This is a genomic window from Jeongeupia chitinilytica (assembly GCF_014652315.1).
Taxonomy (GTDB): domain Bacteria; phylum Pseudomonadota; class Gammaproteobacteria; order Burkholderiales; family Chitinibacteraceae; genus Jeongeupia; species Jeongeupia chitinilytica.
In genome coordinates, this window is the sequence record NZ_BMYO01000006.1 from 160,980 (window position 1) to 182,685 (window position 21,706).

The window sequence follows — 21,706 nt, forward strand, 5'->3', positions numbered from 1 at the left end:
GGCATTCGCCGGCTTTGTTTTGCGCTCAGATTTCGCCGATGAAATCGGCCTTGCCGAGCGGCACGCCGTTGTGGCGCAGGATGTTGTAGGCAGTGCTGATGTGGAAGTACACGTTCGGCAAGGCAAAGTTCAGCAGGTAGAACTCGCCCTGCATCGGGCGATCGGGCATCCACGGCATCGTGACCGTCTTGCCTGCCGTTCCGTCGAGCGCATCGGCCGGCACCGTTTCGAGATAGCTCAGCACTGCGCTGATGCGCTCGCGCAGTTCGGCAATGCTGGTCTCGGTATCGTCGAACTTCGGCGGCGTGATCCCGCTCAGGCGGCCGATGCTGCCCTTGGCCTGATCGGTCGCAATCTGCACCTGCTTGAGCAACGGATACATGTTCGGAAACAGCCGGCTCTGCAGCAGCACCTTTTCGTCGATCTGCTGCTCGCTGCAGTAGCCCGCCGCCAGATCGAGCAGACGGGACAGGTTGCCGAGCATGCGTACGTAAACCGGGACGGACAGCTGGAAGTAACTCAGGGACATGACGACTCCTCGAACGGGACCCATGCCGGCCCGTCGGACCGGCAAAGCTTCATGTTAGCCCGGAAGGGGAGGTGCTTCAGCCCAGATTGAGCCGCTCGAGGCTGTCGGCCGCGGCGCGCCAGTAGCGCGCTTCGACCAGTCTGGCCGCAAGCGCGTCGGCGCAGTCGGCAATGCTGTCGGTACCGGTATCGACGTCGAGATCGTAATCCCAGTCGGCATGCACCCGCGGTGCTTCCCACGCCGCCAGCCCGCTGGCGCGATCTCCGCGCGCCGCTTCCCGCACCGCCGCAATTGCCGGATCACAGCGCACCGCAACCAGCACCGCCGCGTAGCCGGCCAGTTCGGTCAGCAGTTCGCGCTTCTCGTCGCGCTCGCACCAGCCGTTGTCGATGATCAGCCGGTTGCCGGCCTGCAGCAGTCCGGGCAGGCAGTAGTGGTAACCGCGGACCAGCGTTGCCCAGTCGTATCCGCTACGCGTGATCGGTTCGCCACGGCACATGCGCAGCCAGTCCGATTGCGGCAGGCTGGAGAGCACGTGGTCGATGCCGAAATACAGGTACTGCTCGGGCAGGCGCTCCTGCAGCGCCCGCGCCAGCGACGATTTGCCCGCCGAGCTGCAGCCGTTGAGGACGATCACCTGCGGCAGCATCAGAGCACCGGCAGACAGAGGTCGATCTGGCCGTCACCGAAATGGGCACGGTAGCGCTCGATCCGTGGCCGTGCCGGATCCGGCGTCAGACCGGCACGCGGAAACCATACGTGCATCAGGTCGCGCCAGCGCGGGCCGATGTCGTCGGTCGGCCCGGTGAAGCTGAATACCGCCCAGCGGCCGCCCTGCAGCCGGCATTCGCCGAAGCCGCGCGGAATGCGGGTGCCGGGATCGATCCGCACCGCGGTGTCGTAGCGACGCCGGCCGGCCGGCGTCGTGCCCGGATCGTTCCAGATCAGTCCGTACCAGAAGTCCTTGTCGAGCTGGTTGCGCTGGCAGAAGTTGCCGAACTGGATCCACATATCGTTCAGGTGACAACCGTAGTCGCCGACCTCGCGCTGATAGAGGCAGCGCATCGTCGGCCACTCCTCGACGGTGATCTTGGCGGCCACTTCGTCGAACGACCAGACGTAATCGGCGTCGGTACCGGCAATCCGGCTGCCCGGCTGGTAGCTCTTGGGGCCAAGCGTTTCGCGCAGCCAGTCGCGCGTTTCCGGTTCACCCTTGCGCCAGGCACTCGGTGTGAAGCCGAACTCGCGATGGAACGCGCGGCTGAATGTCGCCGCCGACGAAAAGCCGACCTGACGCGCGACTTCGCCGATCGGCAGGTGCGGTGCCCAGTGCAGCAGCGACGCAGCGGTTTCGAGCCGGGTTTTCCACAGGAACGCCTGCGGCGTGGTGTTGTAACGGTTCTGGAAGCGGCGAACCAGATACCACGGCGAGTAATGCGCGGCATCGGCCAGGTCGGCCAGCGTCAGCGGTGACGACATGTCGCGCATCATCCGGTCGACCGCGCGTTCCAGTCGCGGGCACGGAATCAGCCGGTGCGGCTGACGGGACACGACGGGAATGTAATTCGGTACGGGGGCATTCATCGCGGTCATCCTTGCCGACCAGGGCATAAGGTGAAGACCTTAGCATGCCGCAAGCGCTGGCGGACGGCCAGCCCCTGTCGACAGGCCGGCGGTCGATGTTTCACGTGGAACGATCAGGCACCAGCTTCGTCGTCGGTACTGCGCGCCCAGAACATCCGGTCCGGTAGCATCTGGCCCATGCCGGGCCGGAAAGCGTGCTTCAGCGCCTGCCAGGTGTATTCCTGCGCGTCGCGCACGCCCTGACCAAGCTCGACACCGTTGGCGAGCGCGCCGGCAATCGCGGCCGCCAGCGTTGCGCCGGCACCATGAAAACGCCCTGGCAGGCGGTCCCAGCTGTCGGTGCGCATCCGGCCGTTCTGGCTGAACAGCGCGTTGTTCACTTTCGGCGTTGCCGCCTGCGCACCGGTGATCAGCACGTACTCGCAGCCCAGCTGGATGATGCGGTTGGCCGCGGCATCGAGCGGCAGGTCTTCCTGCTCGTCGGCATCGTCGCTCGCCAGCAGGCGTGCCTCGTGCTGGTTCGGCGTGACGATGAGCGAATGCGGCACCAGCAGTTCGCGCAGTGCGGCGACATATTCGTCGGCAGCCATCTCGTCGTCGCCGTGCGCGCGCGCCATCACCGGATCGAGGATCAGCGGGATGTCCGGGTAGTCGGCGGCGATTTCGGCCAGTACGGTCAGATTCTCGATGCTGCCCACCATGCCGACCTTGATCGCGTCGACTTCGGCGTCCTCGAGCACGTAGCGCGCCTGGTCGTGCAGCCATTCCGGATCGACCGGCTGAAACTCCTGCAGCCCGGCGCTGTCCTGAACGGTGAGCGCGGTGATCACCGGCAAGGCATGGCAACCGAGCGCGGCCAGCGTCAGGATGTCGGCCGACACGCCCTCGCCACCGGACGGATCATTGGCGGCAAAGGTCAGCACGAGCGGAGGGGCGGCTTTCATGGCGGGCAGCTGAAACGATTGGGGTAGAATTCCGATTCTAAACGACACGAAGGGCCCGACCTGATGAAAAAGTATATGTGTTTGATTTGCGGCTTCATTTATGACGAAGCCGAAGGCCGCCCCGAAGACGGTATTGCCGCCGGCACACCGTGGGACGACGTGCCGCCGAACTGGACCTGCCCGGACTGCGGTGCGCGCAAGGACGACTTTGAAATGATCGAGATCTGAGTTCCGGCCTCCGGCGCCCACGGAAAGAGACCATTGCGATGAAACGTTCGCTTACTGCCCTTGCCATCGCAGCCGCGATCGCACTCGGCGGCTGTCAGCAGGTCAGCACCACCGGTACCGGTGCGACCAACATCACCCGCAAGCAGAGCATGAGCATGCTGGTGTCCGAAAAGGACGTCGAGCAGATGTCGGCGCAGGCGTACAACGAGACGCTGGGCAAGGCCAAAGGCAGCGGCAAGCTCAACACCGATGCAGCGATGACCCGGCGCGTGCGCAGCATTGCCGACCGGCTGATCCCGCAGACCGCCGTGTTCCGGCCCGATGCGCTGAACTGGAAATGGGAAGTCAACGTCGAGCAGAGCAAGGAGCTGAACGCCTACTGCATGGCCGGCGGCAAGATCATGTTCTACTCGGGCATCATCACCGAGCTCAAGCTCAGCGACGACGAGATCGCCCAGATCATGGGCCACGAAATCGCCCATGCGTTGCGCGAACACGCACGCGAACGGATGAGCAGCGAGGCCAACAAGCAGATTGCCATTCAGGGGATTTCCATCCTCACCGGCGGCAAGTACGACGCGCTGCTCGGCATGGGCGACCAGCTGATCGCGGTCGGTTACACACTGCCGAACAGTCGCGAGCACGAATCCGAAGCCGACGTGATGGGGCTGGAGCTCGCTGCAAGGGCCGGCTACAACCCGCAGGCGGCGGTGACGCTGTGGCAGAAGATGGCCGCCGCATCGCAGGGCGGCTCGCCGGAATTCCTGTCGACCCACCCGTCGTCGAGCACGCGGATCCGCGATCTGCAGGCGCAGATTCCCAAGGTCGAGCCGCTGTACGAAGCGGCAGTCAAGCAGTACGGCAAACGCTGATGCTCTGGTTCAAGGCACTGCACATCATCTTCGTCACCAGCTGGTTTGCCGGGCTGTTCTATTTGCCACGGCTGTTCGTCAACCACGCCATGGCGACCGAACCGGCCGAGATCGCCCGGCTGGCGCTGATGGAAAAGAAACTGTTGCGCTTCATGACGCCGCTGGCGCTGCTGGCACTCGGCTTCGGGCTGGCGACGTGGGCGAGCTACGATTTCTATGCCGGTCCCGGCTGGCGCTGGATGCATGCCAAGCTGGCCCTGGTGGCGCTGCTGGTCGGCTATCACGGCTGGTGCTTCAGGCTGGTGCGCGACTTCGCCGCCGGCCGCAACACCCGCAGCCACCGCTGGTACCGGGTCTTCAACGAGCTGCCGGTGCTGGCGCTGTTCGCCATCGTCGTCCTCGTCGTCGTCAAACCGTTCTAGGAGCCGTCATGGCGATCGAAATCGAACGCAAGTTCCTGTTGGCATCGGATGCTTGGCGCGATGCCGTGCACCGGTCGACGCGCATTGCCCAGGGCTATCTGTGCACCGATCCCGAACGCACGGTGCGCGTGCGCCTGAAGGGTGAAACCGGTTTCCTGACCGTCAAGGGCAGGAACCGGGGCATCGCCCGGGCCGAGTTCGAATACCCGGTGCCGGCCGACGACGCCGCAGCCATGCTGGCGCTCTGTCCGAACGTGCTCGACAAGACCCGGCATCTGGTGGACCTCGGCGGGCTGACTTGGGAAATCGACGAATTCCATGGCGACAACGCCGGGCTGATCGTCGCCGAGATCGAGCTGCCGTCGGTCGATGCCGCTTTCGTCCGCCCCGACTGGCTCGGGGCCGAAGTCTCCGCCGACCCGCGCTATTACAACAGTGCATTGTCCGAACGGCCGTACAGCCGCTGGTAAGCGTCGGTCGCGGCGCCGGTGCACTCGCTAGGAAAACTGATATGACTGCAAACGAACAACTTTTCGACGCCGCGCAAAAGCACATTCCCGGCGGCGTCAATTCGCCGGTGCGCGCCTTCGGCTCGGTCGGCGGCACGCCACGCTTCTTCAAGAAGGGCGAAGGCGCCTACGTCTGGGATGCCGACGGCCAGCGCTACATCGACTATGTCGGCTCGTGGGGACCGCTGATCCTCGGCCACGCGCATCCGCAAGTGCTCGACGCCGTGATCGCCGCCGCCCGCGACGGCCTCAGCTTCGGCGCACCGACGCAGCGCGAAATCGAACTCGCCGACCTGCTGTGCGAGATGCTGCCGTCGCTCGAACAGGTGCGGCTGGTGTCCAGCGGCACCGAGGCGACGATGAGTGCGATCCGCCTCGCGCGCGGCTTCACCGGCCGCGACAAGCTGGTCAAGTTCGAAGGCTGCTACCACGGCCACGCCGACAGCCTGCTGGTCAAGGCCGGCTCGGGCCTGCTGACCTTCGCCAATCCGTCGAGCGCCGGCGTGCCGGCCGCGGTCGCCGCCGATACCATCGTACTGCCGTACAACGACGTTGCTGCACTGGAAGCACTGTTCGCCACCGAAGGCGACAAGATCGCCGCCATCATCGTCGAACCGGTCGCCGGCAACATGAATCTGGTCCGGCCTTCACCGGCCTTCGTTACCGCCATGCGCGCGCTGACCGAACGCCACGGCGCGGTGCTGATCTACGACGAAGTGATGACCGGTTTCCGCGTCGGCCTGCAATGTGCACAGGGCCTGCACGGCATCACGCCGGACCTGACCTGCCTCGGCAAGGTCGTCGGTGGCGGCATGCCGCTGGCCGCGTTCGGTGGCCGTGCCGACATCATGGGCAAACTGGCACCGCTCGGCCCGGTCTACCAGGCCGGCACGCTGTCGGGCAATCCGGTCGCCGTTGCCGCCGGTCTGGCCACGCTGCAGGCAATCCGCCAGCCGGGATTCTTCGATACGCTGGGTGCGAAGACCGCAGCGCTGGCCGAAGGCCTTTCCACCGCCGCGCGCAATGCCGGCGTCGCGTTCTCGGCGCAAAGCGTCGGCGGCATGTTCGGCGTCTATTTCAGCGCGACACCGCCGCAATCGTTCGCCGACGTGATGGCCTCGGACCGGGCACGCTTCAACGCCTTCTTCCATGCCATGCTGGCCGAAGGGGTTTATCTGGCACCGTCGGCGTTCGAAGCCGGTTTCGTCTCCAGCGCCCACAGTGACGCCGACATCGCAGCCACCGTGGCCGCCGCCGCACGCGTTTTTGCGGCCTGATCCCCCGGAACGGGTCGCCGTGCAATGCGGCGGCCCGTCACCGCCCGTCGGCTGGTCAACGGCCAGCGGGCACTGCCGTTTCCGTTTCCGGCGCCGGAACCATTCAGCTTCATGCTGACGCATCGGGTCAGTACCTGATGGGACATCACCGGATTCCGCTCCGCCCTGCCTGCAGGCTATAAACCGTACAGCAATGGCTGAATCTGCGTGTCAGCAATGACCGGCAGACGCCGATTCCGCACCGGCCATCCGGGCCTGCGCATGCCCCGAAACCCGTGTTGTAGCTTGGAAACACGCGTTCATATGATGAAACGCTAATGTTTTGCGGCCCGGTAACATCAGTACATCTAAAAATACTGATTTACTTGATGCCGGGATAGCGCAGCCACGTTCGATCGATGGCAAGCAGCAGGTAGAACAGCGCTTCGGGAGCAGGATCAACATGCACGCACGTTTTCGACTGAACACATTGCGCTACGGACTAGCGCTGGCGTTCCCGGCGCTGGCCCACACCGCTTTTGCAGACGAACCCTACCCGGCACTGCCGCCGACACTGAGCTCGTCGGTCAAACCGAACGTGCTGCTGCACATCGACAACTCCGGCAGTATGGATGACCCGCCAAGCACGGGTGGCAGCAAGAAAAAGATGGACATCGCCAAAGAGGTCGCCAAGGACCTGATCGCGAAAAATCCCGATCTGCGCTGGGGTCTCTTTTCCTTCGATACCGGCAAGAACCAGATCGACAATGGCGGCATTCTCCAAGCGCCGGTCGGTTCGAGTACCTCGGTCTTGAACGCCGCCATCGACGCGCTGGATGCCGCAACCTGGACACCGCTCGGTGAAACCATGGTCGAAATCACCCGTTACTTCGGCGGGCAATCAAGCTATTACGGCAAAACCAAGAACACCTCCAGCGGCACCTACACCAGCCCGATCCAGTACCGGTGCCAGAAGAACTTCGCCATCGTCATCACCGATGGCGATTCGACCAAGGATGACTCATTGCCCGGTGTCGGCAAGTCGGTCATCAAATACACCAGCTATGACACTGCCAACACGGCAATCTCCAAAACATTCCAGATCTGCCAGAACAGCAGTACCCAATCATCGGTGACCTGCCCGGTCGTCCTGGAAGGGTCGAGCAACAGCAGTGACCCGTTCATGGACAAGAGCCAGACGACCTATCTCCGCTCGATCCGCGATGCCGCGATGTATGCCTACGATGCGGATTTTCGCGTTGGCGGTACCGATCTGGACGGCAAGAGTTTCGACGATCTGAAGTTCATCAAACAGAACCTGACCACCTATACCGTCGGCTTCAACGTCAACAATGCGGTGCTGAAGGCCACCGCCGCGGTCGGCCATGGCAAGTACTATACCGCCGACGACCAGACCCAGCTGACCACGGCCCTGACCAATGCCGTATCCGACATCGTTGCGTCGGTCTCGAATGCCGGCGGTGTTGCAACACAAAGCGAAACCCTCCGTGACGGCAACAAGGTCTTCCAGCCGGTCTTCAATCCCAAGGGCTGGTACGGCGAACTGCGCTGTTACAACCTCGATGGCTCCGGCAACTTCAACCCGAACACGTCACAATGCACGCCGAACGGCAAGGCGGTGATTCCGGCGGTCACCAGCCGCAAGCTGTATTCAGCATCGATCAGCAACGGTGCGACGACCTCGTTCGATTTCGGCGTCTCGCCGGCTACCGTCGTCGCCAACATGACCACCGCACAGCAGAACGCCCTGGGCGCCAATGCCACCGACCGGCAGAACGTCGTCCGTTTCCTGCGCGGCGAAACGGTCACCAACTACCGGACACGCAGCAACGGCCTACTTGGCGACATTGTCGACAGCCAGCCGGTGGTGATCAGCCGGCCGAGCGGCCAGACACCGGACACCGATTACGCCGCGTTCAAGACCGTCAATGCCGATCGCAACATGGTGTTCATCGGCGCCAACGACGGGATGCTGCACGGCTTCGGCATCGCCAACATGACCGAAATCATGGGTTTCATCCCGTCGGCGGTGTATCCGCACCTGCAGGCGCTGAGCAAGGCCGATTACGGCGAGCCGGGCGGCACGGCACACACCTATCACGTCAACGGCAGCATGCGCTGGGCCGACGTCAAACTGGGCGGCACCTGGAAAACGCTGCTGGTCGGCGGACTGGGCCAGGGTGGCCAGGGTTACTTCGCGATCGATGCCACCAGCAGCAGCAATTTCAGCAGCGCGGCCAATACGGTCAAGTGGGAATGGACCGACCAGAACAAGGCCGGCATGGGTTACAGCTTCGGTACGCCGCTGATCTACAACGTACGCACCTCGGCCACCACCGTGGTGCCGGCGGTGATCCTGAGCAACGGCTACGAAAGTGACTACGACGACGGCACCAAGGCCAGCAAGTCCTCGTCGCTGTACATCATCAACGCCAACACCGGGGCTTTGCTCAAGGAGATCGTCGTCACCGGCGGCGCGGGCCTGTCGTCGCCGGCGGGTGTCGATTTCGGTCAGGACGGCGTGCTCGACTACGTGTATGCCGGCGATGCCAACGGCAAACTGTGGCGCTTTGACCTGACCGCTGATACACCCGCCAATTTCAGCGTGACCACCAACCCGATCTTCGATGCCGGTCCGACCCATCCGATCGTGATGCGCCCTGCGGTCATGGCCATCAATCGTGCCGACAACACCTCGCTGGGCAACCTGATCCTGTTTGGCACCGGCCGGCTGCTGACCGAAGCCGACCGTACCGATACGACCACGCAGAGCCTGTATGGCGTTGTCGACTACATGGATGCAGCACCACGGACGATTCCACGCAACGAACTGCAGCAGCAAACCATCGAAGCCACCGCAACGGTCAGTGACAGCAGCAAGCGCGTCGGCAGTTACCGCAAGATGTCGACCAACCTGCTTGACCTGCAGTCCAGTACCAGCGGCGGTACTTTGCCCAAAGGCTGGTACATCGATCTTACGAATACCGAACGGCTGGTCACCTCGCCCATGCTCTACGACGACAAGGTCCTGTTCGGTACCGGCATCACCCAGTCGAGCGAAGCCTGCCTGCCCGGCGGCAAGGGCTGGATCATGGGCCTGAACCCGCTGACCGGGTCGGTCACCACCAAGAACAACGACAAGAATTTCGCACGAGCCTACAGCTTTGTCGACATCGTACCGGACCTGCGCTCGACCGTTGACGACAAGGTCACCTTCAGTACAGGCAGTGCCTACGCCAGCGGCTACGACAAAAGCGGGATTCCGACCGAACTGACCTATGTAGGCAGCGATGCCAAGCTGGTCACGCCGCCGGCGCAGCCCGGTGCATCCGATGTGCCGCTGGGACAGGTGATTGCCCAGCGCGAGGCCAATTCGATGGCGGTCTACATCGGTAACGCAAGGCCCGGTGTGTCGACCTTTGCGCCGATGACGCGTCCCGCTTCAACAGGCAAGGGTACGACGTACACCGGCACGATCGGCGACGACAAAGTCGACAAGGACACCCTGCTTGGCCCGGCCAGCGGTGCCAAGGTTGAAACGATGATCTGGCGGGAGATCAAATGATGCACAAGCATATCCACCCCAAACGCCAGACGGGCTCGTCGCTGCTCGAAGTGATGGTCAGCATCTCGATCCTCGGCATTCTGGCTGCGGTTGCCGTTCCCAGCATGGTCGACTGGGTCAAGGATGTCCGGCTGGCTTCGCAAAGCGACATGCTGGTCAGCGCACTCAACACCGCCAGACTGGAGGCAATCAAGCGGCGCAGCAACATGACGGTCTGTCCGAAGCCGACCGGGACGAGTGCCACCAGTTGCTCGACCTCGGTCACGGACTGGTCGTCCGGCTGGCTGGTCAACGACACCAGCAGCAAGGTCCTGGAATTTCTCGTTCAGCGCGGCATTACCGTCAGTACCGGCGGATCCGCCACCTCGGTGGTGTTCAACCCGACCTTGGGCAGTGCCCAGTCGGCGGCCACCTTTACGCTCTGCATCAGCGGCCACAAGCAGCACCAGGTTGCGGTTGCGTTGTCCGGCCGGGTGAGCAAAACCGTCACCACCACGGTCTGTTCATGATGTCCCGTCGGTTGCAGTGCGGCATTTCGCTGATTGAAGTGATGGTGTCGCTGGTGATTCTGGCGCTCGGCTTGCTCGGTTTGGCCGGACTGCATTCACGTTCGATGATCATGAGCCAGAGTGCCTACTACCGCGGCATTGCTGCCGATCTCAGCGCCGATCTCGCCGACCGGATTCGCGCCAACCGCACGCCGTATCTGGGCAGCGGCGACGATGGCGCGACCGCGCTGCCGCCGGATTTCTCCAGGTGCACGCAAAGCAGCAGTAACGCCGATCAGATCAGCTGCAATGCCCAAGATGCAAGCCGGCAGGCCTATCTGGTCGGCAGTGAAATGTCCGAATGGAACAACGCGCTGCGTACCCAGCTGCCGGGCGCCAGTTTTTCTCTGGTTCCGGCAAACAGCCAGTCCGCCGGCTTCCTGCGTTACACGCTGACCATCACTTGGGTGGACGATCGCAGCAAAGCCAGCAGTTCGGCCGATTACAACAGCAGTTATACGACGGTGATCGAATGAACGCCTCGCGCGGTTTCACCCTGATTGAACTGATGGTCACGATGGCGATTTCGCTGGTGGTACTGCTTGCCGTTTCCGAGTTGTACATGTCGACCAGGCAGGCATACCGGATCCAGAACATGCAGAACCACCTGTCCGAAGACGGTCGCTTTGCACTATCCATGCTGCAACGGGTGATCGGACAGGCAGGTTACCGTGCCGATCCGACTGCAGCGATGGCGACGGACAGGATCTCGGGCAATTCCAGCACTTCGGTGGCGATCAAGTTCACCGCAGACGGTACCAACCAGATCGATTGCGACGGCCGCGCAGCGGCTGCCGGTGCAACTACGCTGACTGTTGCGCTCAGTAGCGGCAAGTTGCAGTGCGGAAGCACGGATTGGGTTGCGCCGACCGGCAGTGGCGGCGGAAGCGAAGTTGCCGACTTCAAGCTTCAGTACGGCATCGATACCGTCGACGCCATACCGGCAACGCCGGCCGACTTCGGTTGCGGGGCCAATGTGGCAGGCGGTTTCAAAGAACGCGATTGCATTGCCAACAGCTATGTCAACACGCTGACCGGTACACAAACAGCCCTGCAAATCGTGGCTGTCCGGGCCTGCCTCGTCCTGCGCAGCGAAAAAACCGACAGCAGCATCAGCAAGCCCGCTACCGTTACCGATTGTGCGGGTCAGGCGATTTCGGGCTCGGATACCGACAGGAAGCTCTATCGCACGTTCCGAACAACGATCGTGCTCAGAAACCGCTAGGAACGCGAACCATGCCGAACCACAACCGGAATCAGCAGGGCTTCGTGCTCGTGGTTTCACTGATCCTGCTGGTCATCGTCACCATTCTGGTGGTCAACGCAATGCGGGTGACAACGATGAACGAAAAAATGGCCGGCAACTACATGGACCGCAACCGTGCCTATCAGGCCGCCGAGCAGGCGCTGCGCCAGGGTGAGTCGCTGTTGCAGAACAACGCCGAGACCTGCCTGAGCGGCTGCACTGGCAGCAACGTCAACGGCGTCGGTGCTGTTGCTTCGGGCAATGCCGTTCCAAGCACGTGGTCGGACAACGGGGCAAGCAACGCCAACGTGATTACCGGTCAGGCGACATCGGCCAAGTATCTGGTGAACCAGTTGAGTGATACCTTACGCCCTGTCGACAAATCAAGCTGCAAAGCTTACAGCATTATGGGCCGTGGTCAGGGTATCGATTCGCGTTCGGTCGTTATTTTGCAAACCATTGCCTATGTTTGCCCGGTTTCGTAAGGAAAATAACGTGCACAAATCAAATCGGGGTTTCACGTTAATTGAACTGATTATTACTGTTGCAATTATCGGCATTCTGGCTGCCATTGCCTTGCCAAACTATACACAATATGTTGTCAGGACACGTCGTGTTGACGTTCAGCGCCAGATGGTCGAACAGGCACAGGCCATGGAGCGCTATTTCAGTACCAATGGTCGCTATACCACGACCGCTGCAGGAACGACCTGTGGCGTTACCGATCCTACCAGTACGTATTATTCCATTGTGACAACCTGTGCCAGCGCGAATGCGTTTTCGATTACCGCATCACCGACAACAGGAAAATCCCAGGCCGGAGATGGTGATCAGGTTCTGGACAATACTGGAGCTAGAACGGGAAAATGGACAAACTAAGTTATTGAAATACAAATAAAAAAACCGGCACTTGGCCGGTTTTTTCGTTTACAAATCAGCTTTTCAGTGCACCCTGAATCAGCTGATTGAGCTCGTTCATGTCTGGAATGCCCACATACTGCTTGAGAATCTTACCGTTCTTGTCGAGCAGGAAACTGGTCGGCGTCAATGCAACATCACCGAACGACTTGGCCAGACTGCCATCCTTGTCATGACTGACGATGAACGGCAATTCCGTTCGTTGACGATAATTCTGGATGTATTCCGGAATATCGTAACTCATCGCAATGGCCAGTGTTTTGTAGCCAGCCGGGCCGTATTTCTGCTGCAATTTGATCAGTTCGGGCATTTCCTGCATGCATCCGCTGCAGCTTGTCGCCCAGAAATTGACCAGCACGACCTGGCCGCGCATCGCCTGAAGCGAGCTTGTCTTTCCTTCAATCGTTGAAAAACTGACTTCAGGTGCGGATTTTTTACCGAATCCTGTGTAAGTAATAATCAGGATCGCAGCCAGTACTACACCGATTCCCAAGTAACGCGTCTTCATTCCCGTTCCCGTACCTCGTTCATGCGCCGCAAGTGTACTGCAGCACTGCGCGATACGATCTTAGCTTGATGTAAATAGAAGCATATATAAGAGTAGAAATAAGGCCCGTCCAAAGCTGTGGATAAACCCGATTCACTTGCATGTTCAAGGACTTGCCGTTGATCTTCCGTCGGTAGAACCCGCCATGGGGGATGTGGACAAGTGGTGGAGCTTTCAGGCGGCAAACAGGAAACGGCGCTTGTTCACAGGTATGGCTCCGGTTGCTCACAAGCCAAGTTGTTGATTTCATTATGCCTTTGTGAACAAGCGTATAATCCGCGGCTTTTGAGCTTCAGGAGGGGTCATGGCGATCCAGTGGTTTCCCGGTCATATGAACGCGGCGCGCAAGCAGGTTGCCGAAACCATGGCCAAGGTCGACGTGGTGATCGAGATTGTCGATGCACGTCTGCCGTTCTCGAGCAGCAACCCGATGATCGAACAGTTGCGCCATCACCGGAACCGTCCGGCGCTGACCATCCTGAACAAGGCGGATCTGGCCGATCCCAGGCTCAACCGCGTCTGGCTGGACTGGTTCAATGCCCAGCCCAATCGTGCCGCCATGCTGCTGGGACTCGACAACAAGGCCAACGAAGCCAGACAGATCCCGCAGCGCTGTCTGAAGCTGGCGCCGCATCGCACCGGTGAAACCAAACCGCTGCGGGCGATGATTCTGGGCATCCCCAACGTCGGCAAGTCGACGCTGGTCAATCTGCTGATGAGTCGGAAGATCGCCAATGTGGCCGATACGCCGGGGGTGACCAAGAGTCAGCAACGGGTCGAACTCAGCGGCGGCATGATCCTTTACGACACGCCGGGGTTGTTGTGGCCCAAGATCGAGCACGACGTGTGGGGTTACCGGCTGGCGATGGCCGGATCGGTGGGCAGGAACGCCTACAACGACGAAGACGTGGCCTGGTTTGCTCTCGATGCCCTTCGCCAGCGCTATCCCGCTTATCTGCAGGCCCGTTACAAGCTGAAATCGCTTGATGGTGGCGTCGAAGAACTGCTCGAACGCATCGGTCGTCAACGCGGAGCGGTGCTCTCCGGCAATCGGGTTGACACGCAGAAGACAGCCGAACTGCTGCTGACCGAGTTTCGCAGTGCGACGATCGGCAGAATGACGCTGGAAACACCGGATGACATGCTTCGGGAACAGGCGGAAGCGGCTGAAATGCAGCGTGTGGAAGCGGAAGCGTCTTTAACTGATTCAGTTGAAAAGAGAATACAAGAGTAGAAACAAGGGATGCCCGATCCTGTGGATAAGTGCTTTTTCTCCTTTTGATTCATCTCCTTGGCGTTGTTCCGGTCTTGTGTCGTACTGGTATCGGGTGTTGTGGACGATTTGGTGGTGATTTTGCCGATTGCCCGCTTTATGGCCTTGTCCACAGTTGCCTCGCTGGCTTGTTCATCATTCAGGTCATTGATTTGAAAGCATTTCCTGTTTTTGCTGTGGGTACGTCTGCTCTGGGTGTGCTGCTGCTGGCCTTGGCGGTCAGCGCAAATGCAGCCATCGAGGTCCGTGATGATCTGGGCGAGTCGGTCCGTTTGTCGCAAGCAGCCCGACGTGTCGTCACCCTGGCGCCCAGCACAACGGAACTCGTCGCCGAACTGGCACCGCAGGCGCTGGTGGGTGTCGACAGTGCCAGCGACTATCCGGCGTCGGTGGGTACGCTGCCGCGGGTGGGTCGCTACGACGGTGCCAACGTCGAAGCCGTGCTTGCGCTCAGGCCGGATCTTGTTGTGGCCTGGTCGGGCGAGGCGATGGCGCGCAGCCTGGCGCAACTCAAGGCACAGGGTGTTGCCGTGTTCGTCAGCCGGCCCGGCAATCCGGACGAGGTCGCCGACAATCTGCGCCGGCTGGGCAAGCTGCTGGGTCGCTCGAGCCGGGCGGAGGCGCGGGCTGCGCAACTGCAAAGCCGCTATGTCGCGCTCAAGGCAACGTATCGGGGACGGCTGCGGGTGCCGGTGATGCTCGAAATCAGCCGCCGGCCATTGATGACCGTGTCGAACCAGGATTTCCTCGGCAGGGCGATCGGTGACTGCGGCGGCATCAACGTGTTCGGCGATGTCGTGGCGCCCTACCCGCTCGTCAGTGTCGAATCGGTGCTGGCCAGAGCGCCGGCGCTGATCATCAGTACGGCAGCGGATCCTGACTGGCAGCACTGGACGCGTTACCCGGGCCTGCCGGCCGTCATCCATGGCCAGCTCAAGATTCTCGACGATGACCGTTTGTTGCGACCCGGTCCGCGTCTGGTTGATGGTGTGGCTGCGTTGTGTGCGGTCATCGAGGCAGCGCGGCCTGCCGGGAAATGACATAGAATCGCTGCAGATTCCCACAAGCCGATTGCCATGGATGCCGAATTCGCCAGTCTCGAAGACAAGCTGGGCCAACTGGTCAGCCTTTGCCAGGCGCTGCGCAGCGAAAACCGCCAGTTGCGCCAGCAGGTGCTTGGCCTGCAGCAGGACAACCAGCAGTTGCAGACCAAGGTCGACGGTGCGCGCAATCGCGTTGCCGCCATACTGAGCAAACTGCCCGAGGACGAACAATGAACGCGACCCGTCAGCTCGACATCGTCGTCATGGGGCGGGAATTCCGTGTTGCCTGCCCGGCCGACGAGGAGGAAACGCTCAAGCAGGCCGTGGCACTGCTCGAGTCGAAAATGCTCGAGATCCGTGGCGGCGGCAAGGTGGTCGGCATCGAGAAGATCGCCATCATGGCCGCGCTCAATCTGGCCCATGAATACCTGCACGTGCAGGCCGGCGGTTTTGACATTGGCGCTTACCAGCGTAAAATCACAGCCATGAATTCGGCGATCGACGCGGTGCTGCAAGATCAGACGGCCTTGTTCTAGATCAAGATGCACCGGACGTTGGCGGCTACAGTGGTAGTCAAAGACGCAGTCGGTCTCACCCTTCGCTTTCCTGCGGTGTTCGTTTCGGTCCAGATTCTTTGAACCGATAAGCTGTTACCCGGTCGCCAGCTTTTAAGGTGTGCCTGTTGCGAGTGTTCCCTGTACTCCGGTACTTGCCGAACGCACCTGATGGTACCCGGCCGGTGGCCCCTTGAACCTGTGGGTTCAAGATGCGGACCGAAACGGCACTCGCGGGAAGCCCTTCTCCTAGGCTGACGTGTTCCACGTTGACCCTTCCTCCCCCCAGGACAAAGCCCGCTGGCGCAAGGAACTGCGCCAGCGCCGTGCTGCGTTGAACCCCGCGCAACGTCACGCTGCGGCACGACAGATCGCGGTCTGGGCGGGCGCGGCCGGCCTGCTTCGGCGCGGCCGCCGCCTTGCCGCCTACATGCCGACCGGCAGCGAATGCTCGACCTGGCCGCTGATGCTCGCCGCGCAGCACCACGGATGCCGCGTCTATCTGCCGATCGTGCCGCGACGCGGCCGCAAGCTGTCGTTCGTGCGGTTCGACGAACATGCGGTCTGGCAACTCGGCGCCTACGACATTCCCGAACCGCTGCACGCCGAACATTGCGGTGCACGAGCGCTGGACGTGGTCTTCGTCCCGCTGGTCGGGGTCGATGCGCAATTGCGCCGGCTCGGTCAGGGCGGCGGCTACTACGACACCACCTTCCACTTCCGCCGTGTGCGCCGGCACTGGCGCCGGCCACTGCTCGTCGGCCTCGCCTTCGATTGTCAGCGTGTCGATACCTTGCCGGCCGATCGCTGGGACCTCAACCTCGACCTGCTGATCACCGAAACGGGCATCCACCGCCGCCCGGTTTGAGCGCTTGCTAAACCGTTTTGGCATTGCCAATAAGGTGAAAACCGACTTAGATCAAACATCTGCACGGTTTTAGACTCGGCAAGCGCAAAATTTCACACGTTGGAAACGGACTCGCACTCTAGAATCAGGGGCGAATGACATAATCCGTTGGCATAAGCGGCCCACGCGATCCAAAAACACAAATCCGTTGAAAATCAACAAGAGGTTGTCGATATGACTGCATCCCATCGCCTTGAGCTTCTCGCGCCGCTGAGCGGCCTGCTGGTCCCGATCGAACAAGTACCCGATCCGGTATTTGCCCAAAAAATGGTCGGCGATGGCGTGTCGATCGACCCGACCTCGAACGTGCTGCTTTCGCCGGTGGCCGGCAAGATCACCCAGCTGCACTCGGCCCGTCATGCCGTGACCATCACGACGGCCGACGGCATCGAAGTGCTGATCCATATCGGTCTCGATACCGTGATGCTCAAGGGCGAGGGTTTCAGCGCCAAGGTCAAGGAAGGTGATACCGTCACCGCCGGCCAGCCGCTGATCGAGTTCGACGGTGATGCGGTCAGCCGCAAGGCCCGCAGCCTGCTGACCCAGATCGTCATCACCAACAGCGACCGCGTCGCCAAATTCGTGCCGGCAAACGGTTTCGTCCGTGCCGGTCAGAACGTTGCGCTGACACTGGAGCTTGCCGGTGCTGCCACCGCGGCTGCGGTCACCGCGGCACCGAGCGCCGATGTCCTGTCCGAACCGGTTCGCGTCCCGAACCCGACCGGCCTGCACGCCCGCCCTGCCGCCGTCGTCGCCAATCTGTCCAAGACCTTCACTTCGACGGTCAAGCTCGTTCGCGGCGATGAAAACGCCAACGCCAAGTCGGTTGTCGCCATCATGGGCCTCGAAGTCCAGTACGGCGACGAAATCCGCGTCAAGGCGGCCGGCCCCGATGCGGCGGCTGCGGCCAAGGCGGTGGCCGACATGATCGTCCAGGGCTCGGGCGAGGAAGTCGGTGGTCTGATCTCGCCGGCCGCACAGAAGCACCTCGCCAAGACCAAGCGCGCCGTTGCGCCGGCCAAGCCGAAGTCGGGCGATCCGAACGTGCTGCTGGGGGTGTCGGCTTCGCCGGGTCTGGCCGTCGGCCAGATCTACCAGGTGCGCCAGGAAGCGATCGAAGTTGCCGAACAGGGCCGCGATGCCCAGTTCGAACGCAGCAAGCTCGACGCCGCGCTCAAGGAAGCACGCAACCAGCTCGAAGCACTCAAGAGCGAAATTTCCGATGCCTCGAAGGCCGAGATCTTCAACGCGCACCAGGAACTGCTCGAGGATCCGGACCTGCTCGACATCGCCATCAACGGCATCAGCAGCGGCAAGAGTGCCGGTTTTGCGTGGAAAGCGGCGTTTTCGACCTATGCCGACAAGCTTGCCGCGCTGAAGAACGAAGTGCTGGCCGGTCGTGCCAACGACATCCGCGACGTCGGCCGTCGCGTGCTGCGCATCATTGCCGGCGTCAAGGAAGCCGAACTGGCGCTGCCGGAAAACGCCATCCTGATCGCCGAGGATCTGACCCCGTCGGATACCGCGAGCTTCGACCGTGAAAAGGTCCTCGGCTTCGCCACCGTCGGTGGCGGCGCAACCAGCCACGTTGCGATCCTGGCCCGCTCGCTGAATATTCCGGCAATCTGCGGCATCGACGAGGATGCACTGCTAATCGCCAACGGCACCGCCGTGATCCTCGACGGCAGCAAGGGTTCGCTGCGCAAGAACCCGTCGGACGCCGAAGTGGCGCAGATCCGCGAAGCGCAGGTCAAGCTGGCCAAGCAGCGCGCCGAAGAGCTGGCTGCCGCGCACGAAGCGCCGGTCACCACCGACGGCCACCACGTTGAAGTGGTCGCCAACATCGGCGGCCTCGACGAAGCCAAGCAGGGCGTCGAACTCGGCGGCGAAGGCGTCGGCCTGCTGCGCAGCGAATTCCTCTACCTCGACCGCGCCGATGCGCCGACCGAGGAAGAACAGACCCAGATCTACAGCGACATCGCCAAGGTGCTCGGCAACGAACGCACCTTCGTCGTGCGCACGCTCGACGTCGGTGGCGACAAGCCGCTGCCGTACCTGCCGATGCCGGCCGAGGAAAACCCCTTCCTCGGCGTGCGTGGCGTGCGCCTGTGTCTGGCCGAGCCGGAAATGTTCCGCGTGCAGATCCGTTCGGTACTGCGTGCTGCGCCGTTCTCCAAACTGCACATCATGTTCCCGATGATCGCGACGCTCGACGAGCTGCGCGCCGCCAAGGCCATCGTGGCCGAGGAAAAGGCCGCGCTGAACATCAGCGCCGAGGTCAAGGTCGGCATCATGGTCGAAGTGCCGTCGACTGCCGTGATGGCCGAGCACTTTGCCAAGGAAGCCGATTTCTTCTCGATCGGTACCAACGACCTGACCCAGTACACGCTGGCGATGGATCGCGGTCATCCGAAACTCGCCAAGCAGGCGGACGCGCTGAACCCGGGCGTGCTGCGCCTGATCGCGCTGACCGTCAAGGGTGCACATGCCCAAGGCAAGTGGGTCGGCGTTTGCGGCGGCATTGCTTCCGATCCGCAGGCCGTGCCGCTGCTGATCGGCATTGGCGTCGACGAGCTGTCGGTCAGCGTACCGGCGATTCCGGCGATCAAGGCCATGGTGCGTCGCCTGTCGAAGGCCGACTGTCAGAAACTGGCGGCCGAAGTGCTGCAGCTCGGTACGGCCAGCGAAGTGCGCGAGCGCCTCGGCAAGGCCGCCGGCTAAATCCAACAGTTCCCCCGCGCGGCCGCTACACCCGCGCGGGCCTGTCGTCCGCAGTTGCCGCGGATGCAAGAAAGGTGCCGCATACAGCGGCACCGTGTATAAAAAAACAAGCCCCCAGCACACGCTGTCGGGGTTCCGAACGCACTCGCATAGGAGTGAGCAAAACATGATCAATGCCGCATTTGCCTTTCTGCAAAAGATCGGCAAGGCGCTGATGCTGCCGGTAGCCGTGCTACCCGTGGCCGGCCTCTTGCTGGGTATCGGCAGTTCCAACTTTTCCTTCATCCCCGACATCGTCAACCAGATCATGGCGCAGGGCGGTGGGGCGATCTTCGGCAACCTGCCGATCATCTTCGCCGTCGGCGTCGCGCTCGGCCTGACCGAGAACGACGGCGTGTCCGCTGTGGCGGCCGTCGTCGGCTTTGTCGTGATGATCGCGACGCTCGGCGTGATGGCGAGCTACTTCGGCATCACCCCGGCGACCGTGATGGGCATGAAGTCGATGGAAACCGGCGTGTTCGGCGGCATCATCATCGGTGCGGTTGCGGGCGGGCTGTTCAACAAGTACTACCGGATCGAACTGCCGGCGTACCTGGGCTTCTTTGCCGGCAAGCGTTTCGTGCCGATTGTTACCGGTATCGCTGCCATCGTGGTGGGCGTGATCCTGTCGATCATCTGGCCGCCGATCCAGCACGGCATCGACGTGTTCTCGCACTGGGCTGCGGCGGGTGACCCGCGTTCGGCCGCCACCGTCTATGGCGTGGTTGAGCGCATTCTGGTGCCGTTCGGTCTGCACCACATCTGGAACGTGCCGTTCTTCTTCGAAATCGGCTCGTTTACCGACGCGGCGGGCAAGGTCGTCCACGGCGACATCAACCGCTTCTTCGCCGGTGATCCGACCGCGGGCATCCTGTCGGGCGCATTCTTCTTCAAGATGTTCGGCCTGCCGGGTGCGGCCATCGCGATCTGGCACACGGCCAAGCCGGAAAACAAGGTCAAGGTCGGCGGCATGATGGTTGCCGCTGCGCTGACCTCGTTCCTGACCGGGATCACCGAACCGATCGAGTTCTCCTTCCTGTTCGTCGCACCGCAGCTGTACGTGATCCACGCGCTGCTGGTCGGTACCGCGCAGTTCATCGCCAACACGCTGAACATGCACATGGGCTTCACGTTCTCGCAGGGCGGCATCGACTTCCTGCTGTTCAACGCCTTCGGCAAGTACGCGCAGAACTGGTGGTGGACGCTGATCCTCGGCCCGATCTACTTCGTCATCTACTACGCGGTGTTCCGCTTCTTCATCACCAAGTTCAACCTCAAGACCCCGGGGCGCGAGGACGAGGAAGTGGCCGATGCCGGCGTGGCCGGCGATGACCGCTCGGGCATGTCGCAACAGCTGGTGCTGGCCTTCGGTGGCCGCAAGAACATCCAGTCGCTCGACGCCTGCATCACCCGTCTGCGCATTTCGGTGGCCGATCCGGCCCGTGTCGACCAGGCCAAGCTGAAGGCACTCGGTGCCGCCGGTGTCATGCAGGTTGGCAACAACATGCAGGCGATCTTCGGCACCCGTTCGGAAAACCTCAAGACCGACATGCAGGTCTATCTGAAGACTGCCGGCGCCGAAGCCGACGGTCCTGCGATTGCGCCAGCCGGGACAGCCGCGGCGGCCCCTGCAGCAGCTGCTGCTGCCCCGGTCAGCGATGCCACGCGCCAGAAGGCAGCAACCGTCCTCAAGCTGCTGGGTGGCAAGGCCAACCTGCACGAGGTCGAGGCCGTGGCGGTGACGCGCGTGCGCGTCACGCTGAAGGATCTGGCATTGCTGCAGCAGGCCGAGCTGGAAAAAGCCGGCATTGCGGTGATGCCGGTCAGCGACAAGGTCGTGCACGTGATCATCGGCAACGATGCCGAAGATCTGGCCAAGTTGCTGAAGTAAACCGCAGCTCCGGTCCGCAAAACGGCGTGCTTTCGGGCACGCCGTTTTGCATTCCGCGGCGCGGATGTCAGGTGCGGTCACCTCGTACT

The 21,706-nt window shown here is 62.0% G+C and carries 23 protein-coding genes and 1 other RNA gene; 19 read left to right on the forward strand and 5 right to left on the reverse strand.

Annotated elements, in window-relative coordinates; translation table 11 throughout:
- Positions 1-25: 25 nt before the first annotated feature.
- The 4 genes from IE097_RS12140 to thiD all read right to left on the reverse strand — a co-directional run bounded on the left by IE097_RS12140 (position 26) and on the right by thiD (position 3,057).
- Positions 26-529, reverse strand: coding sequence for a DUF1993 domain-containing protein (locus IE097_RS12140; RefSeq protein ID WP_189461101.1), 504 nt, complete (start codon positions 527-529; stop codon positions 26-28).
- A gap of 76 nt (positions 530-605) precedes the next feature.
- Positions 606-1,178 (reverse strand): chloramphenicol phosphotransferase CPT family protein, encoded by a 573-nt coding sequence (locus IE097_RS12145; protein ID WP_229797564.1) that lies wholly within the window; start codon positions 1,176-1,178, stop codon positions 606-608.
- The gene (locus IE097_RS12150; protein WP_189461103.1) at positions 1,178-2,113 is read right to left on the reverse strand and encodes an AraC family transcriptional regulator; all 936 of its coding nucleotides are present in this window, start codon (positions 2,111-2,113) and stop codon (positions 1,178-1,180) included. Before IE097_RS12150 ends, IE097_RS12145 begins: the two co-directional genes overlap by 1 nt.
- A gap of 113 nt (positions 2,114-2,226) precedes the next feature.
- A complete protein-coding gene (thiD, locus tag IE097_RS12155) occupies positions 2,227-3,057 on the reverse strand; it encodes a bifunctional hydroxymethylpyrimidine kinase/phosphomethylpyrimidine kinase (RefSeq protein ID WP_189461105.1) in 831 nt (276 codons plus the stop codon).
- A 75-nt stretch (positions 3,058-3,132) separates the two neighbouring features.
- On the opposite strand from thiD, the gene IE097_RS12160 reads away from it, so the two are divergent.
- The 11 genes from IE097_RS12160 to IE097_RS19490 all read left to right on the forward strand — a co-directional run bounded on the left by IE097_RS12160 (position 3,133) and on the right by IE097_RS19490 (position 12,603).
- Positions 3,133-3,285, forward strand: coding sequence for a rubredoxin (locus tag IE097_RS12160; protein WP_373295745.1), 153 nt, complete (start codon positions 3,133-3,135; stop codon positions 3,283-3,285).
- A 38-nt stretch (positions 3,286-3,323) separates the two neighbouring features.
- Complete coding sequence (locus tag IE097_RS12165) at positions 3,324-4,157, forward strand: M48 family metallopeptidase (protein WP_189461109.1); 834 nt, start codon at positions 3,324-3,326, stop codon at positions 4,155-4,157.
- Positions 4,157-4,579 carry a CopD family protein gene (locus tag IE097_RS12170; protein ID WP_189461111.1) on the forward strand — a complete coding sequence of 141 codons (423 nt, stop codon included), beginning with the start codon at positions 4,157-4,159 and terminating at the stop codon, positions 4,577-4,579. Before IE097_RS12165 ends, IE097_RS12170 begins: the two co-directional genes overlap by 1 nt.
- 8 nt (positions 4,580-4,587) lie before the next feature.
- A complete protein-coding gene (locus IE097_RS12175; RefSeq protein WP_189461113.1) occupies positions 4,588-5,049 on the forward strand; it encodes a CYTH domain-containing protein in 462 nt (153 codons plus the stop codon).
- Between the two features lie 41 nt (positions 5,050-5,090).
- Positions 5,091-6,365, forward strand: a complete 1,275-nt coding sequence (gene hemL / locus IE097_RS12180) for a glutamate-1-semialdehyde 2,1-aminomutase (RefSeq protein ID WP_189461115.1) — start codon at positions 5,091-5,093, stop codon at positions 6,363-6,365.
- Positions 6,366-6,807: 442 nt separating this feature from the next.
- A complete protein-coding gene (locus IE097_RS12185) occupies positions 6,808-9,930 on the forward strand; it encodes a PilC/PilY family type IV pilus protein (RefSeq protein ID WP_189461117.1) in 3,123 nt (1,040 codons plus the stop codon).
- Positions 9,927-10,439 carry a GspH/FimT family pseudopilin gene (locus IE097_RS12190; RefSeq protein ID WP_189461119.1) on the forward strand — a complete coding sequence of 171 codons (513 nt, stop codon included), beginning with the start codon at positions 9,927-9,929 and terminating at the stop codon, positions 10,437-10,439. The genes IE097_RS12185 and IE097_RS12190 overlap by 4 nt, the downstream gene beginning before the upstream one ends.
- A complete protein-coding gene (gene pilV / locus IE097_RS12195) occupies positions 10,436-10,954 on the forward strand; it encodes a type IV pilus modification protein PilV (RefSeq protein ID WP_189461121.1) in 519 nt (172 codons plus the stop codon). Before IE097_RS12190 ends, pilV begins: the two co-directional genes overlap by 4 nt.
- The gene (locus tag IE097_RS12200) at positions 10,951-11,703 is read left to right on the forward strand and encodes a PilW family protein (protein WP_189461124.1); all 753 of its coding nucleotides are present in this window, start codon (positions 10,951-10,953) and stop codon (positions 11,701-11,703) included. Before pilV ends, IE097_RS12200 begins: the two co-directional genes overlap by 4 nt.
- 11 nt (positions 11,704-11,714) lie before the next feature.
- Positions 11,715-12,209, forward strand: a complete 495-nt coding sequence (locus IE097_RS12205; protein ID WP_189461126.1) for a pilus assembly PilX family protein — start codon at positions 11,715-11,717, stop codon at positions 12,207-12,209.
- A 10-nt stretch (positions 12,210-12,219) separates the two neighbouring features.
- Complete coding sequence (locus IE097_RS19490) at positions 12,220-12,603, forward strand: type IV pilin protein (RefSeq protein WP_268247088.1); 384 nt, start codon at positions 12,220-12,222, stop codon at positions 12,601-12,603.
- Between the two features lie 55 nt (positions 12,604-12,658).
- Here IE097_RS19490 and IE097_RS12215 read toward each other — a convergent pair whose 3' ends face one another.
- Positions 12,659-13,150: a peroxiredoxin family protein gene (locus IE097_RS12215; protein WP_189461128.1), complete on the reverse strand. Its 492-nt coding sequence runs from the start codon at positions 13,148-13,150 to the stop codon at positions 12,659-12,661.
- Positions 13,151-13,493: 343 nt separating this feature from the next.
- Between IE097_RS12215 and ylqF the strand changes: the two genes are divergently transcribed.
- The 8 genes from ylqF (at position 13,494) to ptsG (ending at position 21,617) form a co-directional block, all read left to right on the forward strand.
- On the forward strand, positions 13,494-14,423 hold the full coding sequence (ylqF, locus tag IE097_RS12220; RefSeq protein ID WP_189461129.1) for a ribosome biogenesis GTPase YlqF: 930 nt from the start codon (positions 13,494-13,496) through the stop codon (positions 14,421-14,423).
- A gap of 215 nt (positions 14,424-14,638) precedes the next feature.
- Complete coding sequence (locus IE097_RS12225) at positions 14,639-15,502, forward strand: cobalamin-binding protein (protein WP_189461130.1); 864 nt, start codon at positions 14,639-14,641, stop codon at positions 15,500-15,502.
- A gap of 36 nt (positions 15,503-15,538) precedes the next feature.
- Complete coding sequence (gene zapB / locus IE097_RS12230; protein ID WP_189461131.1) at positions 15,539-15,739, forward strand: cell division protein ZapB; 201 nt, start codon at positions 15,539-15,541, stop codon at positions 15,737-15,739.
- Positions 15,736-16,041, forward strand: a complete 306-nt coding sequence (locus IE097_RS12235) for a cell division protein ZapA (RefSeq protein ID WP_189461132.1) — start codon at positions 15,736-15,738, stop codon at positions 16,039-16,041. The genes zapB and IE097_RS12235 overlap by 4 nt, the downstream gene beginning before the upstream one ends.
- A gap of 64 nt (positions 16,042-16,105) precedes the next feature.
- A non-coding RNA gene (gene ssrS / locus IE097_RS12240) (6S RNA) lies at positions 16,106-16,303 on the forward strand.
- 15 nt (positions 16,304-16,318) lie between these two features.
- Positions 16,319-16,927, forward strand: a complete 609-nt coding sequence (locus tag IE097_RS12245) for a 5-formyltetrahydrofolate cyclo-ligase (RefSeq protein WP_189461133.1) — start codon at positions 16,319-16,321, stop codon at positions 16,925-16,927.
- 213 nt (positions 16,928-17,140) lie between these two features.
- A complete protein-coding gene (gene ptsP, locus IE097_RS12250; protein WP_189461134.1) occupies positions 17,141-19,687 on the forward strand; it encodes a phosphoenolpyruvate--protein phosphotransferase in 2,547 nt (848 codons plus the stop codon).
- Positions 19,688-19,853: 166 nt separating this feature from the next.
- Positions 19,854-21,617: a PTS glucose transporter subunit IIBC gene (ptsG, locus tag IE097_RS12255; protein WP_189461135.1), complete on the forward strand. Its 1,764-nt coding sequence runs from the start codon at positions 19,854-19,856 to the stop codon at positions 21,615-21,617.
- Positions 21,618-21,706: the final 89 nt, after the last annotated feature.

Excerpts from the sequence above, each read along its gene's own strand:
- IE097_RS12205 (WP_189461126.1), top strand. The coding sequence starts at position 11,715 with ATGCCGAACCACAACCGGAATCAGCAGGGCTTCGTGCTCGTGGTTTCA.
- ptsP (WP_189461134.1), top strand. The coding sequence starts at position 17,141 with ATGACTGCATCCCATCGCCTTGAGCTTCTCGCGCCGCTGAGCGGCCTG.
- IE097_RS12145 (WP_229797564.1), bottom strand. The coding sequence starts at position 1,178 with ATGCTGCCGCAGGTGATCGTCCTCAACGGCTGCAGCTCGGCGGGCAAA.
- IE097_RS12170 (WP_189461111.1), top strand. The coding sequence starts at position 4,157 with ATGCTCTGGTTCAAGGCACTGCACATCATCTTCGTCACCAGCTGGTTT.
- IE097_RS12235 (WP_189461132.1), top strand. The coding sequence starts at position 15,736 with ATGAACGCGACCCGTCAGCTCGACATCGTCGTCATGGGGCGGGAATTC.
- IE097_RS12175 (WP_189461113.1), top strand. The coding sequence starts at position 4,588 with ATGGCGATCGAAATCGAACGCAAGTTCCTGTTGGCATCGGATGCTTGG.
- IE097_RS12185 (WP_189461117.1), top strand. The coding sequence starts at position 6,808 with ATGCACGCACGTTTTCGACTGAACACATTGCGCTACGGACTAGCGCTG.
- zapB (WP_189461131.1), top strand. The coding sequence starts at position 15,539 with ATGGATGCCGAATTCGCCAGTCTCGAAGACAAGCTGGGCCAACTGGTC.
- ylqF (WP_189461129.1), top strand. The coding sequence starts at position 13,494 with ATGGCGATCCAGTGGTTTCCCGGTCATATGAACGCGGCGCGCAAGCAG.
- IE097_RS12215 (WP_189461128.1), bottom strand. The coding sequence starts at position 13,150 with ATGAAGACGCGTTACTTGGGAATCGGTGTAGTACTGGCTGCGATCCTG.
- pilV (WP_189461121.1), top strand. The coding sequence starts at position 10,436 with ATGATGTCCCGTCGGTTGCAGTGCGGCATTTCGCTGATTGAAGTGATG.
- hemL (WP_189461115.1), top strand. The coding sequence starts at position 5,091 with ATGACTGCAAACGAACAACTTTTCGACGCCGCGCAAAAGCACATTCCC.
- IE097_RS12160 (WP_373295745.1), top strand. The coding sequence starts at position 3,133 with ATGTGTTTGATTTGCGGCTTCATTTATGACGAAGCCGAAGGCCGCCCC.
- thiD (WP_189461105.1), bottom strand. The coding sequence starts at position 3,057 with ATGAAAGCCGCCCCTCCGCTCGTGCTGACCTTTGCCGCCAATGATCCG.
- ptsG (WP_189461135.1), top strand. The coding sequence starts at position 19,854 with ATGATCAATGCCGCATTTGCCTTTCTGCAAAAGATCGGCAAGGCGCTG.
- IE097_RS12200 (WP_189461124.1), top strand. The coding sequence starts at position 10,951 with ATGAACGCCTCGCGCGGTTTCACCCTGATTGAACTGATGGTCACGATG.
- IE097_RS12140 (WP_189461101.1), bottom strand. The coding sequence starts at position 529 with ATGTCCCTGAGTTACTTCCAGCTGTCCGTCCCGGTTTACGTACGCATG.
- IE097_RS12165 (WP_189461109.1), top strand. The coding sequence starts at position 3,324 with ATGAAACGTTCGCTTACTGCCCTTGCCATCGCAGCCGCGATCGCACTC.
- IE097_RS12190 (WP_189461119.1), top strand. The coding sequence starts at position 9,927 with ATGATGCACAAGCATATCCACCCCAAACGCCAGACGGGCTCGTCGCTG.
- IE097_RS12150 (WP_189461103.1), bottom strand. The coding sequence starts at position 2,113 with ATGAATGCCCCCGTACCGAATTACATTCCCGTCGTGTCCCGTCAGCCG.